The following is a 16,836-nucleotide window of genomic DNA, read 5'->3' on the forward strand; positions in this document are numbered from 1 at the left end:
TGTGAAATGACTGAAGCACAAGCCGTATTTTTATAATTATTTTTCGCCATTGTACGCCACATTGGCTAAAAACAACAACGCCAGCGTGCTAGCTGGCGTTGTAAATAAAGCAAAAACACAATCTTACTTCTTCTTTTGCTGCTTACGTACATTTGCAATACGAGAGCGGTTTTTTAATCTTGCTTCTGCACTTGCTTGATTCGAAGGCTTATTCACCCGCGCCTTACGACGTTGATGCGCTGGTTTCTTCTGTATTGTTTCAACCAGCCTTTCACGGTTTGCCACTTCGTAGCCTGGCAGATAATAGCGGGAAATTTGCTGCTCAATTAACTGTTCAATATGAATAAGATCAGATTCTTCTTCGCGACTTACAAAGGTGATCGCATAACCAAACTGACCTGCACGACCAGTTCTTCCGATACGGTGAACATAATCTTCGGCAAGATAAGGCACATCGTAGTTAACCACGCGTGGCAGGCCAACGATGTCCAATCCGCGAGCTGCGACTTCGGTTGCAACCATCACGCGTACTTTGCCTTCGGTGAACTCTCTTAAAGCGCGACGACGAGCGCCTTGAGTCTTGTCGCCATGACATACATTTGCATCTATGCCATCCAGCTTTAGCTCTTCAACTAGCTTGTCCGCTGTTTCTTTCATATTGACGAACACTAGCACTTGTTGCCAGTTTTTGGTCCCGATCAGCTCAGATAGTAACTCGCGCTTACGTTCTTCTTTAACTGGATAAACAACGTGGCGAACCGTGTCGGCTGTACTATTTTCTGGCGCCGCTTGGATTAACTTAGGGTGATCCAAGACTTGTTTCGCGAACTGTTTCATTGCCGACGGGAAAGTTGCAGAAAACAACAATAGCTGCTTTTGCTTATCCACCAGCTCAATGATTTTTTGCATGTCGGTGATAAAGCCCATGTCTAACATGCGGTCGGCTTCATCTAACACTAAATGTTTAACGTTACTTAACGTGACATTACCTAAGCGAATATGATCTAACAAGCGTCCAGGGGTCGCCACCAAAATATCCACGCCCTGCTTTAAGCGCTCAGCTTGGCCATTGGCGTTAACCCCGCCAAATAGTGCCTGCACTTTTAAGTCTGTGTACTTTGCAAATGTCGCGCAGTTGTTGGCAATTTGCTCGGCAAGCTCACGCGTTGGCGCCAAAATCAATGCTCTTGGCGTCGACTGTGCTTCAGCCTCAAGCAATTTTTGGATGATAGGTAATGCAAAAGCTGCGGTTTTCCCAGTTCCAGTTTGCGCTGTTGCGAGCACATCACTACCTTGACGGACAGCTGGGATAGCCGCCTGTTGAATTGGCGTTAATGTATGAAAATTGATGTCTTGCAGCGCATCTAAAAGAGGCTGTGCGAAACTAAATGAAGAAAACGTTGCCATAATAACCTACGACCGAGTCAAAAACGGTCGCAGATTATAAATGACAAACCGACTTTTAACAAAACTTAAGCAAGGTTTCGTCAATTAATTTTGGTGTCGAGCCAACAAAGTCACTTTCCTTTAACTGAGAAAGTAGTTCAATCCCTTCTTTTTGCTGTGCTGGCGACAGTGGTACATAAGGCAATCTAAATACCGGTTTGACTGCGCCAGTCATAATCAAAGCCGAATTGATAGCAATTGGATTTGGTTCGCAGAAGAGCCAGTTCATTAACGGTTGCAATGACTGGTTAAGCGCTTGGTTAGGCATATCCATCAATTGTCTGAATAAGCCCGGAATGATGTTTGAAGCAACTGAAATAACACCGTGAGATTGACTGTTATGGCGGCTATCGTGAGCTTGGTCATCGTTACCTGACCAACACGCAATACCTTTCGCTTCATAGTGTGCGATACGCTCATCACCCGCACATTCTTTCATGCCAACAAAATGCTTGTGGTTGGCCAGCGGCTCAATGATATCAGGCGTAATATCTTGTCCCGTTCTACCTGGCACGTTGTAAATAAAACCAGGACCGATTTCTAATACTTCTTTCAGGTGAGCCTTCACACCCGCAATTGAGGTTTTACCATAATACGGGTTTATTTGTAATGCACAGTGCATGCCTGATGCAAACCCATATTCAGTCGCTTTTTTTGCTTCTCTGGTGTTATTGCTGCCAGTGTTGCCAACAATCAGCAGTTTATCGCCAAACTTATTCGCAGAATGGGCAATGAGCATTAAGTGCTCTTCCCAATTCATTAGTTGGCCTTCACCTGTGGTGCCACCGACAACAATACCATCGACACCGCCTGCAATTTGCGCTTCGACTAGCTTGTCGTAAGTATCTAAGTCAATTTCACCCGCCATTGTGTAAGGGGTTTTAATAGCGGTAATTAAGCTTGCTTTTTTTATTGATTGGATCTGATGCATTGTCTTTCTATTACTCTTCCAGTTGACAGCCATTTTTACCATAAATCTGACTGAGATCCGACCCATAAACCTGAGTAAATCGGTTAAATCTAACGAAATTTAACTTTAGTACTTGTTATTTGCGTAAAGATCCAGCAAAATCAAAAGCACTGTATATTTATCCAGTTTAATTTTATGGGACTGACACATTTTCTAAATACGCACTTTTATACCACTTTGGAGCTGAGCAGCAGCTTAAAGATACCTGAAGAACAGCTCTTAGAATGGCAACAAATGAGCCTATTCCCAAATCCTAGTTATAGTATTCAAAATCAAATTAAGTGTAGTTCGTACTTTGGCCTGTACGAATGTGAAGAATATACTGATTTTTATGCCCGAGGCCTACTCAATTGGGGGCAACTTTTACTTAAACATAAAGTCGATCAATCAAGTAGTGCATTTGAGTTATTTCAACAGCGTTACTGTGAAGCACTTGCGAAATGTATTGAAAAAGGCTTTTACACCGAAGATCCAAGCTTTAGTGATGATCTTACAGAGCATGTACAACAAGTTTGGCAACAGTTTTTATGTGGCAAGTATGGAGTGATCAGCCAAAATGGTCTCGTAGAGGAAGCGCTTTATATTGATCTAGGCCGCGCGATTATCGACGACATTACAGAAGCAAGAACCGCCAGCAGCATTGCCCCAGAGCAACGTAGTCAAGTACACAGCGCCATGAAGCTACTGAACAAAGCACTAGCGGCCAATACTCAAGCTGAGCAAACAGAGTCGCTACGCACTCGATACATTGACCAATTGATTAGTAAGTACGACTTATCAATCAAATAATCTGCCGTCTGGCGCACAACCGTTTCGCCAGACAATCTATGCGTCTTTATATTTGCTGTTCTATGTGCGCACGAATTATCTCAAATGCTTTTAAGACCTTTAACTGATCTTTACATAAGCTGTCGTACCAAGCATCGAACAGTTCATCATCTTGCTCACTGAGCGTTTGATACTGTGCCAGTAGTGTCACTATGTCACTATGTGTGCAAGAAAGTGTATCTAATTCTTGCTGTAACGCGCTGTCATCGCTGCTGTGAAGCTTAGCTAAAATTGAGTTATCTAACTCAGCATGTTTATCCATAATAAATGCTCTATATCTGTATTGCGTTGGCGAACAAAGTACTTTCGCGAACGTACTAGGTTTTAATTATTTGCTAGGCCTCTCTCATTTAGTGAAGGTTACTAACCACTAGCCTCAATTGAATCCCACTCTTTTATCTCATATCTATCAAACCAACAGGCTTACATCGATAGTTATATTCCAAAAAAGTCTATTCGCTACTATTCCGGTTAAGGGCCAACACCAACATGACTACTTGAGAAACTATCTAGAACTAGTTATATCAGGCAATTTTAAGGAAAGTAAGCCCCTTTTAATCAACTGCTCAAGATGCACTCAGTTTAGTTCCGCATGCGTCGACAAATTAGGCGTATCGCGCTAAATAGCGGCAACAACAAATTAGTTGTTGAGAATAGTTTTTATTTAATTTATATTGATACAATATAACAACACATTATTTAGGAGTCGTTGTCGTGAAACCCAATATCCACCCTGATTATCAACTTGTTGCCTTCCATGATACATCGGTTGATAAGTACTTTATTGTCGGTTCAACCATTAAATCAGACAGAACCGTTGAACTAGATGGTAAGACTTACCCTTACTTCCCAATTGACGTCTCTAGTGCGTCTCACCCTTTCTACACAGGTAAACAGAAGTTGGTGGCAAGTGATGGTCGAGTTGCACAATTTAACCGTCGCTTTAAAAACCTTGCGACTAAAAAAGGATAAACCAAATGAAAGTACTGAGCTCACTCAAAAGCGCTAAAAATAGACCGGGGTGCCAAGTCGTAAAAAGACGCGGTCGGGTTTACGTAATTTGTAAATCTAATCCGCGATTTAAAGCGGTTCAAGGTAAAAAGAAGAAGAAACGTTAAAAGTCAAAATAAGTACGTTTTAAAAAGGTGGGCATTGCCCACCTTTTAACTAAAAAGCTATTCTTTTGCTTCCCACAATGAGAATTCGCCTAGTTGAATTAGGCGTCCGCTAGCACCGCCAATTCCACCGCCCTCGCGGGTATGCTCAAGTTCCAAACGATACTGGGTATACGCATTTGGACTCTCGATAGCAAAGCTATAGTATTCCATCGTATTAGGTAGTTCGCTGAACTGTTGAGTATCTAGCGTAATCCAATTCGTACCGTCATTTGAGCCCTGTAGCTGCCACGCGTTAGGAAAGCGATGAGGGTTGTCTCCCGCTGTCGCTAACGAGTAGTATTTTGCTGTTTTAGCGCTGTCAAACACGTAGTTAACCTGGGCCCTATCAACCTGTTTTATCGGCAACAAGTCAGGTGCATATTGTGCAAGCCAAGCAGGGGCTTCCAACACCACATTAAATTTAGAGGTAATATTTCTATCATTAAGCTTATCAGCTCCCTCATTAAAAGGCACAAGTGCAGTTCCGTTTGTTGTTACCTGAGTGCTAGTGGGTGCAAAGTTCTGATAGCCAAGTGGTACTGGTGGTAACTTACCGACGCTGGCAAGGTAAACTTGATACTCTTCAAATACCGCATCAATCCCACGTTGTTCACCAAATATAGACTTAAAAGCGGTGTCTAAACTCCACGCATCAAGCGTTTTTGCTGCCGCATTAAACTTGCGGATAAAATCGGTGTTACGATGACTGTTTTCTACCCATTCAAAAAAGAATGCTGTTTGATCGTAAGCATCAACATTGTAGTGCTCCATCCAGCGGACTCCATCGCGTCTATGCTCTAAGTAACCAGCATCAATTCGAATAAAGTTAGCCAGCGCTTCAAGATAGGTGTGATAATCCGTGCCCGGACGATATTCTCCTTCAGCCGGAACGTTGTTGTAACCATGGGTCAGCTCATGCCACAGCACGCCAATGACTTCGTTACGGATAGCTTCATCTCCAAGACCCTCTAGGTTGGCGATGTGCTTAACATCAAACCTAAGCTCCATAAATTTGCCTTCACCGGCCTTTGATGCCGGCGCATCAAAGTCTCCGGTGATAAAAGTAACGTGCTCAAAAACGTTGATTTCGGTTACATTATTAAATAAGCGCTTGGCAATCTTCAAAGAGATTTCATGAATAAGGGCATTTAGATCTGGTACCGCACGTTCAAGCGCCCGCTGTCCTGGGTGCTCTGGTAGTTCCTTTTTTACTTCAATCACAGGCTCTGGAAACCCTGCCCATGGCGAGACTGGATCCCACACACGGATAAAGTCTTGCTGAACTAATGTCGCTTCCCCTTTGTCGTTACTCGCAACCAGTGTAATGGTTTTTGGCCCTAAAGCTTCAAACTTAACCAATGGGCTTTGCTCTGTACTTGTCGCAGGAATACCACCTTCAAACGTCCACTGCCAGTGAGTCGGGTTAACTAGCGACTCATCTCTAAAAACAATATACTCAGAGACTTCAGGAGTCGTGTTTGTCGCATTAAATGCGACGATAGGAATATCCGATACCGTTTTGATTTCGAGTTCCGCTAGTTGCGTAATATCAGCACCATAGCTATCTGTACCACCATGTACTAAATCAAATTTGAAATAGCGATACTTTTCGCCGCTTTCGGCCAATTCAAAATTGCGAGTCAGTCCTCGAGCAGAGAATATTTCTCCCGCTCTTGAGTCCAGCTCAATCCACTCTGATTTATCATTTGAGCCATATACTACCCACTGTTTTGGATCTCGGTTCGCTTCATCGTTTGCTGACGTAAAGCTATATTCTCTAAGTTCAATCTCTGTAGCGGCTTTAAACACTACAGTGACGTTTGACGCAAAAGCCAGGAATTTTGTACTCGTGTTAGCGTCGATAAGTTTGTCGACACTTTCACCTGCAGGTGAGGCTTGTACACCATCTGCTAAAATAGCCTCTATCTCAACCCCAGTATCTAAGGTGATATTACGCAGTGCACCAGAGTCTGGCTGCCCAGATGATTGAGTTTGTTCAGGCTTGTCACGTTCAACAAATTCAGACCCATCATTACAGCCTATTAGTGTCGCAGCGACGGCCATTGCCACCGCTGATAGCATTAATTTTCTCATTTCGTTACCCTTTATTATTAAAATTGGTAGTTAACTTTTAGTAAGAACTCGCGCCCGTTCGTGTCATAATTACCCGCTTTATAGAATGGGTAACTTCTAAACGAGTCGTCCTGAGGTGGCATTGCATTTAATAAGTTTTGAACCGTAAACATCACTCGCGTGTTGTCATTGATATAGTGACCAATGGTTAGGTTATGCTTTATCCATGCTGGTAACTTTTCTCTTTGACCAAAATCAGCACCGTTCCAATTTTTTCCTTTATAATTTACCTGCCATGAAATTGCGGTCTTTTCCAACTGCCAAGTCAGGTTAAACGATGCCATATCTTTGAAGTTATAGTTATCTTGACTGTCTAACACATCTTCAAGCGGATCTTCGGGACGAAGCTTTTCTTTTTTCTTTAAAACATGGCTGTAATCAAGCTTATAAATAAACTCACCAAGTTCTGACTCAAACGTGCCCTTCACACCAAAGTTGACACCGCCATGCTGCCTTTCCGCAGCGTTTATATAACCTTCTCTGATAATTGCTGCGGTGTACGGTAACCCTTTTTTCGTGTTCCCTAACCAGTCGGTTGCCAGACCATCTTGGTTAAAACGCTGTACTCTGTCTTGCATATTGGCGCATTTAGCAGAGGATGAATCAATTAGGCCGTTTTCACATTTCCAGACGTTATCAAGAATTTCGCCAGACCCAAGTCGAGTAATTTTGTCTTTTAAGACAATGTCATAAACATCAACATTGAATGACAGCTCAGGGGAGTACTCATACACCAGACCAAAGGTTAATGAATGACCAGACTCTTCTTTTAAAGTTGGATCGCCTGCCGAGATTGTCTCAAAGTCAGCATCTAGCTTTGGCTCATTGCTATTTGTTGTGTCTAAGTCTGCACAGCTGATAGTTAATGCATCAGCATTATATTGAGCGGGATCCCCTGTGGTTTGAAAACGTAGACATGCATCTGCAATCACTCTGTCCGAGCCTCGTCCAAAGTTACCAGCAAACCCTTGATATACTGAGCTCATGCTAGGACCACGGAACGTTGTGCCATACGCACTTCTTAGCATCAGCGCGTCAGTAGGAGAATACTTAAAACCGACTTGATAAGTGAATGCCCCACCAACATCAGAAATATCATCATAGTGGTCATAACGCAGCGCTATTTCACTAGAGATCTGTTCAGTAATAGGGATCATAAATTCTGTCGCAGCTGCATAACGGTTACGTTCACCATCGGTGATAACACCTGTTAGACCGACAAATTCTTTATTTAATATTCTGCTATCTGGCGTCGCGCTCGTCCCTTCTTTCATCAGCTCAATATACGCTGCAAAAGACACAAATCCTGCTGGCAATTCAAATAAATCCCCAGACAGATCTGCAGTTAGAGTTTCATTAAACGACAAGCCATCGTAGGTTGCCCAATCAGCCATGTTATACATATTGTCCTGGGTCAGAGGCGCAAAAAAAGCTTGGTAATTTGGACGGTAGATTGGCATACCATCAACCTCTCCCAACTTTGGTCCTTTTAGCCAGTTATTTCCTTCAACCGTGTGGTGCAAGTACCTATCAGAGAAATCGTATTGTGAACGGCTGAAGCCAACGGAGTAATAGTAATCTGCTATCTCCCCTTCAAGACCAAAACTAAATGAATAAGATTTATCATCGTATACCCGACCTAAACCATCATTTGTATATTCTGAATCATTCACTATCCGCCACATATACTTAACTGGAGCGCCGTAGCCACCAGCTTTATTTTTGATATCAGGATCCCAAAACATAGATCCGTGAATTGACTCTGCATGAGCAAAGAAGAACGGATTTCGTGCTCCTTTCTTTTCTTGATCGATATAAAATCCGTTAACAAAAAAACTGTGTTCGTCGTTGATACTGTACACCGAGTTGATATACAAACTCATGGTTTCAACTTGGTTACGGAGCAAATTGTTACCGGTTTCATCCCACCCACAGCTTAGGCCGTAATCATTGCGGCTAATAAAGTGCTGAACTGCAGTCGGGTGTGGATTGTCATCAGTGTTGCAGTACTGCGCTGAATATTGATTTTTGAACTCGGTGTTTTCTGCCCATACAGTAATTGAACGATTAAGCTCTCGCTTGTTTGTTGGGTCTGGATTATCCCAAACGCTGTCATGAAAAGGTCTGTCGGCACCAGTTAGCGCCTCTTCCGTCTTGTATTCTAGTGAGTAGTCAAACGTAAAGTTGTCTTGCTCAAAACCACCAACAAACGACAAGCCTTTTTTATCACCCGTACCATAGGTATCTTGGCCGTAGAATGCTTCAACGACATGCTCGTCCATACCTTTTTTGGTAATAATATTGACTACCCCAGCCATTGCGTCTGAACCATAGATTGCAGAGCCGCCGCCAGATTGAATATCGATGCGTTCTACCATCGCCGTTGGCAACATATCGAGATTAACAAAATTGGTTTGGCCACCGTAAGGCATTGGGTAATAGGCCAAGCGTTTGCCATTAACAAGAATAAGTGTGTATTCAGGTCCAACGCCTAATAGGTTTAACTCTTTGGCACCAGGTGTATAGGAGCCAGTTTCTACTTCACCGAGAACAGCGCCATTGGCGGCTGAAATACTACTCAGTGCGTCATATACTGTGTTAAAGCCACTTCTGACCATATCAGCGGAAGAGAGACTTTGAACATTGGTCACACCTTCAATGGCGATACGCTTGATACGCGATCCTGTCACCTCAACACGTTCTATTTCTTCTGCTTGTTCATCTGTTGCGGCTGTTACTGAGTTAGTTGCTACCGCTGCAAGAACAGCAGCGGCGATCAGGCTATGTTTATACATTATTGTTGTCATAAGACCCCCACAATTTAAAGGAACGTTCCAATTTTTTATTAAAATTTTATTTCTCCCGTAGCAAAACCAACAAAGCTTTAGGCTGAAACACAAAAAAGGAACGTTCCAATTATGAGCAATAAAACAAGTCTGTCAACAAATTATGTACATTTACAGCACAGTGATGACAAATTATAATTATTTAGTCCTTACTGATTCACTGCAATTTCTTAGCAGTTAGCTCACTTTGATAGCGAGACCAGAGCTTATCAAGAGACTCTCCTGTCACTGACTTTATTGCATTTTCAAATGACCAATCCTCTATTTCTACCGCAGTTTGATTAAAACGATAGGCAAAATCTGGATGTGACTCAGCGAGCCATGCGAGAAAGAACCCGGTATTTGTGTATCCACCAACCCAAGAATCCGACGGCTTAGGTGAACGGGTTTTATGGTATCCCGCTTGAATGCGAATGAGATCCGCCATTCCTTCAATAAATGCATGTACATCGGGCTCAGAATAACTTCTCTCTTTTGGAAATAGCTGATATCCATGGGTAAGTTCGTGCCAGAGCACACCAAGGAGTTCGTATTCCACTTGCTCATCAGACTGTGCGGCGAGCTTTTCGGTGATGTACTTTGAGCTAAACACAATTTCCATATTTGTTTCGTCTCCAGAGCGATACGCTATTGTGTCCATCCACTTCAGCCTAAATGTGACTTGCTCAAACTCTGGCAGCTCTGCAAAGTGTTTGTACAACCTTGGGGCCAGTTGGCGAGTTACGTCATCCACCGTACTGGCTATATCAGGAAATAGTGCTTGCAGGCGTTTCGACCCTGCCGACTCAGTATCTTCGATAACCACTTTGACCTTTGGCGGCTCAAAGCCTTTCCATGGTTGAGTTGGATCGTATATTTTTAAATAGTTCGCACGGGTTTTAAGATCGGAGCCATGCGCATTTTTAGTCATTAGAGTAACATAGTAGTTACCTGGCTTGTCATAAACTACTTCAACACTTTTTGTGGTTGGCAGCATCGTTTTGCCCTCAACCCTCCAACTCAGCTCTGTAGGTGAGTTTGCAGATATCGACTGCAGAGAAATTGGCTCATTAAGCTTGGCGACGGTTTTATCTGCAGTAAAATTTGCCAGCGGTAAGTTTGTTTGTGCATAGAGCGCCAGATCAGCGATTTGCAAAAAGCGGTCGCCCCACTGTGTTTTACCTTCTTGTGCTACAGTAAAGCGTACGTACCTCGCATCCGTTGTTTTGGGTAGGTTGAAAGCGAGTGTTTCACCTCGCCTTGAAAATACCATATTGTTGCGCTTATCAGCCTCTTGCCATGCCTTACCATCTATAGACACGGCTACAGTCCAATGCTTTGGGTCTCGGGCGGGTGCATCTTGGGCTGAGGTGAGACGATATTGTCTAAGCGCTTTTACGTCTTTCAAATCAAATACAATCTCGGCGCTAGATTGCTTAGATAAGAATTTGCTTTTTAACGACCTATCAACTAATTGCTCTATCCCCTCACCTTGGATTTGCTCCTTTACGTCACTCGTTACAGAGAATGTATCGCGTTCGGTGATGTCGTAGAGCGCATTGGCATTCGCTAATGAGGAGCTACAAGATGAAAGTAAAATTAGACTGGCTAATGAGGAGGTTTTCATTGAAATTTCCCAGATTAAAAACAAATATACTGGATCGTTCCAATTGATAATGCAACTTCTTTTGAGTAGATTTTTGCGTAATTTCTAATAAGTGCAGAAAAGGATAACGCTATTTCATCGATTTTGGATCTTATGGAGGACTAACGAGCCTGAGAGGTAAAGCCACGGCTCGCTAGTATTTTGTCATGCTCAACTAAAGCCAAGATCGATAAGTCAAGCTGTTGTGATAGAACAAGAAATAACCACAGCGATAGGATAACTATTCGAATCTCAGGTTAACTACCGAATAATAATTCCCAAAAGCTCGGCGGCTCGTGTAGTTTGTGGTATTGCTTTCTCAACTCATCAATTTTTAATAGCATTTCACGGGCTTTCTCAACTTTTCCTGAGTCTACTTCTTGGCTCGCTTTAGTAATGGTTTCGAGTACTTTATTCAAGCCCTCAACTGACTCGGCAGACACCTCTTGCTTAAACTGAAATTGCTTGCTTTCATTAACGAGTGTCGTTAGCTCAGTTAAGTGCGCTTGCATTTCTTGAGCTGATTGCGCTTCCATAGCCTGCTTATAAATATGCCCCATTTCCTTCATGGTTTTATTCAGCTCACTTGACTCATGCGCAACCCCTGACATCGAAAACAACAACACGAATATAAATACGATTTTTCTCATCAAAGTCCCCTTACTCTTTGCCCGCTAGTATAAAGCAATTAACGCATGAGCTAAATTCAATGCTATGAAAAATATGCTGATCCTAAATAGCATTCAAAACACAGGCAGATAACGCTACGATTCTAGCGTAAGCTATACTTGTAGCGTATTTAGCAGCACACTTTTGAATATCAAAAATGTAGAGACTTATGATCCGAAAATTGTTGTTCATCTTTTTACTCTTATCGCCGATGGCCGTGCTATCTGCACAACGATTCAACGTTCAATTTGTAAACCCCGGCTTTGCAACAAAAAACCCTACTGGGGACTTTTGGTATAACGTCAGCAACGTGATGACTGCGGCCGCTGCTAACATGAATATTTCCCTTAAAATTAGCTATGCACAGCGCAACCATATTTTGATGAAATCGCTCGTAGAGCAAGCCTTGAAAAGTGATGCTGATTACCTTGTGCTGGTTAACGAAAAGTCGAGTGTCGTTCCCTATTTGTTAAACACTAAAGCCACCAACATTAAGATTATTTTCTTGCTTAATGGACCGACCAAAACAGAGGAAGTGGCTTTGTTAAAGGCAGGACACCAAATTATTGGCACCATTGAGCCAGACAATTTCCAAGCTGGTTTTAAATTAATGCGTCAACTTGCGCGAAAAGCGCTTAGGTCCTCCAATCCATCGCAACATGTATTAGCTTTGCTAGGTGACGTGGCGACGACTGCGGCATTAGACCGACAAAAAGGCATGCGTGCTTATCTTGAGCACCATACAGAGCTAGAATTAATCGCAGAGGCAAATTGTCAATGGTCTCAGAATGAAGCTTATCGACTCACTAAAGCGTGGTTACAGCGAGATCCCGCAATCACAACAGTTTGGGCTGCCAATGATCCTATTGCTTATGGCGCATTACTCGCTGCTAAAGAATTAAACCGTAAGATCGTCATAGGTGGGATTAACTGGGATGAAGGTATTGCGCCTAAGTTAGATGTTTCGATTGGAGGGCATGTATTGCTTGGGGCCTATACCTTAGCTCGACTAGCACAATATCATAGAGACTTCACACCAATAGACAGCGTAACCTTACCTATTTTCGAATCGTTGAATGACGCTTCCCTACCTTTGTATCATGCCATACATGGAAACTTTCCTGAACACCTGGACTTTTTACGTTACATTAACGATCCAGCGCAATTTACCATTACAGAACTAACTCACTCACTTAATAAAAATAATCACAATAATAATATAAAAAACTGAGAATTTAAGAAAGATTAATTAATGCATTAAACAGAACCAAGAAAGATCATGCAATTTAAACCTGCCTAATCCTTACACATTGACAGCGATGTCAACACCTGTTTTAGTAACAAACGTAAACAACATGTAAAACAGGTGAAATATGAAAAACAGTAATACAGTAGTAAAACTTCTTAAGCTTTCAACCCTCAGTGCCTGCGTTTGTGCAAGCCTTTCAGTTGCTCACGCAGATACACAGCGCGTTATCGTCACGTTAAAAGACAGTGCAACACCAAATGTTCTACCAGTGCGCTTAAATCAAGCAGAAGCGGCACAGTTTAAAGCGCAGGCGTTGTCTGAAGCAGCCTACTCAACCTTAGGCAGTGCTGCAGTCAACACGTTGCCAAGCATTAATGCATATGTCGCCGAAGTTTCTTCTGCGCAAATGCAACAGCTACAAGCAAGCGGCAATGTTGCGCAAGTAGAAATTGACCCTAAACGTTATTTGCCAAGCGTAGAAACTTCAGCAATTGATTTACTTGCTGAAACCACACCTTACGGTATTAATATGGTGCAAGCTAACCAAGTATCTGATGGCTACAGCGGCAACCGTAAAGTCTGTATTATGGATACAGGTTATACGCTAGGTCATCAAGACTTACCTAGCACAGGCGTTACTGGTAATGACGGCTATGGTAACTACGACACAGGTGTGTGGAGTAACGATGGTAACGGTCACGGAACACACGTTGCCGGCACAATCGCCGCTTTAGGTGGTAATGGTACAGGTGTAGTTGGGGTAAATCCATCAGGGCAACTAGGTCTTCATATTGTTAAGGTGTTTAATGACCAAGGCCGCTGGGCATATGGTTCCGATCTCATTAAAGCAATTGAACAGTGTGAGCAGGCTGGCGCCAATGTAACCAGCATGAGTTTAGGTGGTAGCGGCAGCTCTACAGCAGAGCGTAATGCGTTTGAACAAAGTTATCAGCGCGGCATGCTACATATTGCAGCTGCTGGCAACGCGGGTAATAGCTCGTTGAGCTACCCGGCATCGTATAATGCAGTCGTGTCTGTAGCAGCAGTAGACAGTTCTGAGTCAAAAGCCTCTTTCTCTCAATACAACAGCCAAGTAGAAATTGCAGGCCCAGGTGTTGGTGTAAACTCAACATGGAATAATGGCGCGTATCGCAGTATTAGCGGGACTTCAATGGCAACGCCGCATGTCTCTGGTGTCGCTGCCTTAGTGTGGAGCCACTTCCCACAATGTACTGCTCAGCAAATTCGCCAAGTGTTGAATACAACAGCAAAAGACAAAGGCCAAGCAGGCCGTGATACTTCTTACGGCTATGGTATTGTACAAGCAAAAGCGGCGGTTGATTATTTAACAAATAATGGTTGTGATACCTCAGGTGCAGTCAATGCAAACTTTAACTTCAGCGTGTCCGGCCTCACAGCGACATTTAACAACCAATCAACAGCAGGTAGTTATCAGTGGGAGTTTGGTGACGGTGCAACAAGCTCACAAACCAACCCATCACACACCTACGCTAGTGCTGGTACATATCAAGTGACACTCACTGTGACAGCTGCAAACAACAGAACTGCTTCTAAGACCCTAGCAGTTACCGTTAGTGATGCACCGGCTGGGTGTAATGGTATCCAAGAATGGAGTGCAACTAAGTTCTATAATACGGGCGACCGAGTTTCATTCAAGGGCTTTGAATACCGTGCTACGTTCTGGTCACAAGGCGCAAGCCCTGAAATCTACTCAAACGTTTGGACTAAAGTCGCGCAATGTAAATAAGCGCGTTGTTTTAAGTGGCGCTTAAGCGCCACTATTTAACGCCAACATTGCACTACAACACAGAATAACAGAGATCATAAGCCATTCTTTTGTTGAAATTGCCTCTTTAAAAAACCACATCCCAAGCATACTCGCGCTGACTATGCCAATGGCTCTTTTCAACCCCTCAACAAGCCCCGGCTGAATTTCCGTTAACGCCTGCAATTGAAAGAGAACCGCAGCAGCGAATACCACCGAAGAAATAGCCCAGAGTAACCAATGTGCGCGGAAATTTTGATTTTTAAACTGTGGTCGGAGCAAGATCAGATTAACAAAAAATACCATAAAGGTTAGAAACCCAGCATGAAAAGAAAGCGAGCTGTATTGCAAAGCCTCTTTATCGAACACGATACAAAGCCCCCAGCAAACAGAGGTGATTGCAACTTGTTTTGCACCAGGCTCTTGAAAAGAGAATCTGCCTCCTTGCAATAAAAACGAAGCGAAGACAATCGCAGCAATTAGCACTGACTGCAGTACGGTTAAAGGTTCTCCGAGCAGCAGCCAAGCAAACACGCCAGCAAGTGCTGGAGTGATGGATAAAAGAGGCAGAATAACCGCCATTCGTCCAAGCGCAAGTGCCTGAATAAAGTTTACACTACCAATTGCAGCCAAAACTCCGCTCGCTATCGCAGGCGCTAAATAAGCGGAACTTGGGAGCTGTTTGTCAACAACCAACCAATAACCAATGTATGCAGGTAAGACTAAGAGACTAAATATCACCGACATTTGCGCGGCTGAATAATGGCTTGCTAGCCTTTTTCGTAAAAAATCAAATGCAGCCCAATTTAACGCACTGAATAAGGCTATAGCCATTGGTTATCCCTGTTGTAATGCAATTTCCGTTTGAAATTTCATGTAATCATTAATTTTTACATGGTCCGGTTTCCAACCCAGCAGAAAACGATAAAAGTCAGCCCACACTACCGGCCACAACAATTCCCACTCGGAAAGGATCTGAGCAATATCAATCGAGGCCGCTTTGCCCAATAATTCTATTCTCAACATATCCAAATACAACTTGAGATACTCATCGGCATGGAGGAGCTGCGCTTTTTCGTCCAGTACAGACGTAATAAACAGCATTAAATCCGACACACCAATACCCTTTCCGACATACTGAAAATCGAATCCTAGTGCTTGGTCACCGTTGAAGGCAAAATTAGCAAGTTTAGCGTCGCCATGGATCCAAGTATGCCAATGGCTATTTTTGATACGATCTCGTAATCGAGGTGCCGCTTGTTTAATACTACTGTGTTGCATTCGCTCAAGCTCATCTGGCCGTGTATCTAGGTGCCAATAGTTTCCTTGTTCCCACACATGCTCTGCGGGGCTTTGTAAAAAGTGAGCATGGAATTTAGCTAACCACCCTATCACCGCTAATATTTGTGATTCGGACGGCTTAGTAGTTTGCGAAAAACCTTGAGTTGAGAAGTCTCTAAAGATGATGTAATCCATCCCTTCATTTACCCCTTCTCCCAAATAGCTCGGTGTATTGCAGGGCGAGAGTAGCTCGCATGCATGATGTTTGTAAAAGTGACGTTCTACCTGATAAGACTTAGCTTTACGCGAAAGCGCCACTGAAGATTGTTCAATTCTCTGATGTGCAATGTCACTGGGGACTTTAGTGCGCTTAATTGCAAGCTTCCCAGCATCATGATCGATAAATAACATATCACCACAACCGCTCCATAATTGTTGCTCTGGCTGTGTTGAAATAGGCGCAGAAATTACATCGTTTGGAATACTTATTTTCACTGTGTTACACCTTTTTGTTATTTAACCTGAGACTTGTTCAATAAAAGCCAATCTTTTTATTGTCCAATTCAGGTTACTCAAACACAGTACAACCCTTCACTTACTATCACGAATACCGACTTGCATAACTAAGAGATCTCTTTTAAGGCGAGAAAGTCTTGTCGATAACACCGCTTCCGCATCCTGCTCACGCCAAGGTACCTACATCCATGTAGGCAAGGCAAAAATTTTGCTATTTAGTTGTTCTAAATAACAAATTTTTAACGACGCTAATATGGTATTTAACACTTAAAATTGGTTGGAGAATTATTGCATTTTTTATTATATCTAGTGAGGGGGGCTGCTCAGTGCT

14 protein-coding genes are annotated in these 16,836 nt (G+C 43.0%); 5 read left to right on the forward strand and 9 right to left on the reverse strand.

All coding sequences use genetic code 11. The features are described 5' to 3' along the window. Positions 1 to 123 precede the first annotated feature (123 nt). Complete coding sequence (locus tag CWC03_RS19380) at positions 124 to 1,407, reverse strand: DEAD/DEAH box helicase (RefSeq protein WP_138583274.1); 1,284 nt, start codon at positions 1,405 to 1,407, stop codon at positions 124 to 126. 55 nt (positions 1,408 to 1,462) lie between these two features. Then, complete coding sequence (locus CWC03_RS19385) at positions 1,463 to 2,377, reverse strand: dihydrodipicolinate synthase family protein (protein ID WP_138583275.1); 915 nt, start codon at positions 2,375 to 2,377, stop codon at positions 1,463 to 1,465. Between the two features lie 174 nt (positions 2,378 to 2,551). On the opposite strand from CWC03_RS19385, the gene CWC03_RS19390 reads away from it, so the two are divergent. After that, a complete protein-coding gene (locus tag CWC03_RS19390; RefSeq protein ID WP_017216736.1) occupies positions 2,552 to 3,205 on the forward strand; it encodes a DUF6058 family natural product biosynthesis protein in 654 nt (217 codons plus the stop codon). A 46-nt stretch (positions 3,206 to 3,251) separates the two neighbouring features. Here CWC03_RS19390 and CWC03_RS19395 read toward each other — a convergent pair whose 3' ends face one another. Beyond that, a complete protein-coding gene (locus CWC03_RS19395) occupies positions 3,252 to 3,506 on the reverse strand; it encodes a hypothetical protein (RefSeq protein WP_010373062.1) in 255 nt (84 codons plus the stop codon). A gap of 452 nt (positions 3,507 to 3,958) precedes the next feature. On the opposite strand from CWC03_RS19395, the gene CWC03_RS19400 reads away from it, so the two are divergent. Further along, positions 3,959 to 4,216 carry a type B 50S ribosomal protein L31 gene (locus CWC03_RS19400; protein ID WP_010373063.1) on the forward strand — a complete coding sequence of 86 codons (258 nt, stop codon included), beginning with the start codon at positions 3,959 to 3,961 and terminating at the stop codon, positions 4,214 to 4,216. A gap of 5 nt (positions 4,217 to 4,221) precedes the next feature. Continuing rightward, on the forward strand, positions 4,222 to 4,362 hold the full coding sequence (gene ykgO / locus CWC03_RS19405) for a type B 50S ribosomal protein L36 (protein WP_010373066.1): 141 nt from the start codon (positions 4,222 to 4,224) through the stop codon (positions 4,360 to 4,362). A gap of 57 nt (positions 4,363 to 4,419) precedes the next feature. On the opposite strand, the gene CWC03_RS19410 is transcribed toward ykgO, so the two are convergent. The 4 genes from CWC03_RS19410 to CWC03_RS19425 form a co-directional block, all read right to left on the reverse strand. After that, a complete protein-coding gene (locus CWC03_RS19410; RefSeq protein WP_138583276.1) occupies positions 4,420 to 6,495 on the reverse strand; it encodes a basic secretory protein-like protein in 2,076 nt (691 codons plus the stop codon). Between the two features lie 17 nt (positions 6,496 to 6,512). Continuing rightward, entirely contained in the window at positions 6,513 to 9,341 is a 2,829-nt protein-coding gene (locus CWC03_RS19415) for a TonB-dependent receptor domain-containing protein (RefSeq protein WP_138583277.1), read from the reverse strand. 196 nt (positions 9,342 to 9,537) lie between these two features. Further along, the gene (locus tag CWC03_RS19420) at positions 9,538 to 10,986 is read right to left on the reverse strand and encodes a basic secretory protein-like protein (RefSeq protein ID WP_138583278.1); all 1,449 of its coding nucleotides are present in this window, start codon (positions 10,984 to 10,986) and stop codon (positions 9,538 to 9,540) included. A gap of 275 nt (positions 10,987 to 11,261) precedes the next feature. Further along, positions 11,262 to 11,654 (reverse strand): cytochrome b562, encoded by a 393-nt coding sequence (locus tag CWC03_RS19425; RefSeq protein ID WP_138583279.1) that lies wholly within the window; start codon positions 11,652 to 11,654, stop codon positions 11,262 to 11,264. A gap of 188 nt (positions 11,655 to 11,842) precedes the next feature. Between CWC03_RS19425 and CWC03_RS19430 the strand changes: the two genes are divergently transcribed. Both CWC03_RS19430 and CWC03_RS19435 read left to right on the forward strand, forming a co-directional pair. Beyond that, positions 11,843 to 12,904, forward strand: coding sequence for an ABC transporter substrate-binding protein (locus CWC03_RS19430; protein ID WP_138583280.1), 1,062 nt, complete (start codon positions 11,843 to 11,845; stop codon positions 12,902 to 12,904). A 142-nt stretch (positions 12,905 to 13,046) separates the two neighbouring features. Continuing rightward, positions 13,047 to 14,690, forward strand: coding sequence for a S8 family serine peptidase (locus CWC03_RS19435; protein WP_138583281.1), 1,644 nt, complete (start codon positions 13,047 to 13,049; stop codon positions 14,688 to 14,690). 21 nt (positions 14,691 to 14,711) lie between these two features. Here CWC03_RS19435 and CWC03_RS19440 read toward each other — a convergent pair whose 3' ends face one another. After that, a complete protein-coding gene (locus tag CWC03_RS19440) occupies positions 14,712 to 15,542 on the reverse strand; it encodes an EamA family transporter (protein ID WP_138583282.1) in 831 nt (276 codons plus the stop codon). Between the two features lie 3 nt (positions 15,543 to 15,545). Next, positions 15,546 to 16,484 carry a phosphotransferase gene (locus tag CWC03_RS19445; RefSeq protein WP_138583283.1) on the reverse strand — a complete coding sequence of 313 codons (939 nt, stop codon included), beginning with the start codon at positions 16,482 to 16,484 and terminating at the stop codon, positions 15,546 to 15,548. Between the last annotated feature and the right edge of the window lie 352 nt (positions 16,485 to 16,836).

The sequence above is a fragment of the Pseudoalteromonas sp. S2755 genome (genome assembly GCF_005886535.1).
Taxonomy (GTDB): Bacteria; Pseudomonadota; Gammaproteobacteria; order Enterobacterales; family Alteromonadaceae; genus Pseudoalteromonas.